This is a genomic window from Streptomyces xingningensis (genome assembly GCF_054957865.1).
Window position 1 is genome coordinate 1 of the sequence record NZ_JBDJPF010000164.1, and the last position, 1145, is coordinate 1145.

1 protein-coding gene is annotated in these 1145 nt (G+C 68.6%); it reads left to right on the top strand.

The genetic code is table 11. The features are described from left to right. Positions 1-58: 58 nt before the first annotated feature. A complete protein-coding gene (locus tag ABCR83_RS32645; protein ID WP_462698888.1) occupies positions 59-1144 on the top strand; it encodes an IS630 family transposase in 1086 nt (361 codons plus the stop codon). Position 1145: the final 1 nt, after the last annotated feature.

A 1145-nucleotide genomic window follows, 5' to 3' on the forward strand; every position in this document is an offset into this window, starting at 1 on the left:
CCGTCCCGGATCGTGTCGGAGGTGGTGACGCTGGGACGGTTCGGCGGTCTGCTGAGGTATGGGCGACAGCAGGCTGCGCCCGCTTGTGCTCTCGGAGCACGAGCGGGTGGTGTTGCAGGGCTGGGCGAAGCGCCGTACGACCGCGCAGGGCCTGGCCCTGCGCGCGAGGATCGTTCTGGCGTGTGCGGAGGGCGGCAGCAACATGGCCGTCGCCGGGAGGCTGGGGGTCCACCGGATGACGGTGGGCAGGTGGCGGGCCCGGTTCCTGCGGGACCGGCTGGACAGCCTGGCCGACGAGCCCCGTCCGGGGGTGCCGCGGAGCATCACCGACGCGCAGGTGGAGGAGGTGGTCGTCCGCACCCTCGAAGAGGTCCCCGAAGGAGCGACGCACTGGTCGAAGCGGGAACTGGCCAGGCGGGTCGGGATCTCTCCCACGAGCGTGCTGCGGATCTGGCACGCGTTCGGCCTCCAGCCCTGGCGGACCGAGGACTTCAAGATCTCCCCGGACCCCCTGCTCATCGACAAGATCCGCGATGTGGTGGGGCTGTATCTCGCTCCGCCGGCGAACGCGGCGGTGTTCGCGGTGGACGAGAAGCCGCAGATCCAGGCGCTGGAGCGGACCGCCCCGGTCCTGCCGATGCTCCCGGGGACACCGGAGCGCCGCAGTTTCGACTACGTCCGGCACGGCACCGTCGACCTGTTCGCCGCGCTGAACACCGCGACGGGCAAGGTGATCACGAAGCTGTCGGCCCAGCATCGCGCGGTGGACTTCCGCGACTTCCTGGACGAGATCGACCGCCGGACCGGTCCCGGCCTGGCGGTCCATGTCATTTGCGACAACCTCAGTACCCACAAGGCCCCGGTGGTGCACAAGTGGCTGCTCGCCCACCCCCGGTTCGAGCTGCACTTCACCCCGACGTATTCATCGTGGATCAACCTGGTCGAGCGGTGGTTCGCCGAGCTGCAACGGCGCTGCCTCGAACGCGGCGTGTTCTGCTCACTGGACGAGCTGAAGACCACGCTCGAGGACTGGATCAAGCACTGGAACGACCAGGCCAGACCCTTCAAATGGACCAAGACCGCCGACCAGATCATCGACCGCATCTGCCGCTACTGCGACAGGATCTGCGGACCGGCTCACTAGG

Coding starts and splice junctions, on each gene's coding strand:
- ABCR83_RS32645 (WP_462698888.1), top strand. CDS start 59: ATGGGCGACAGCAGGCTGCGCCCGCTTGTGCTCTCGGAGCACGAGCGG.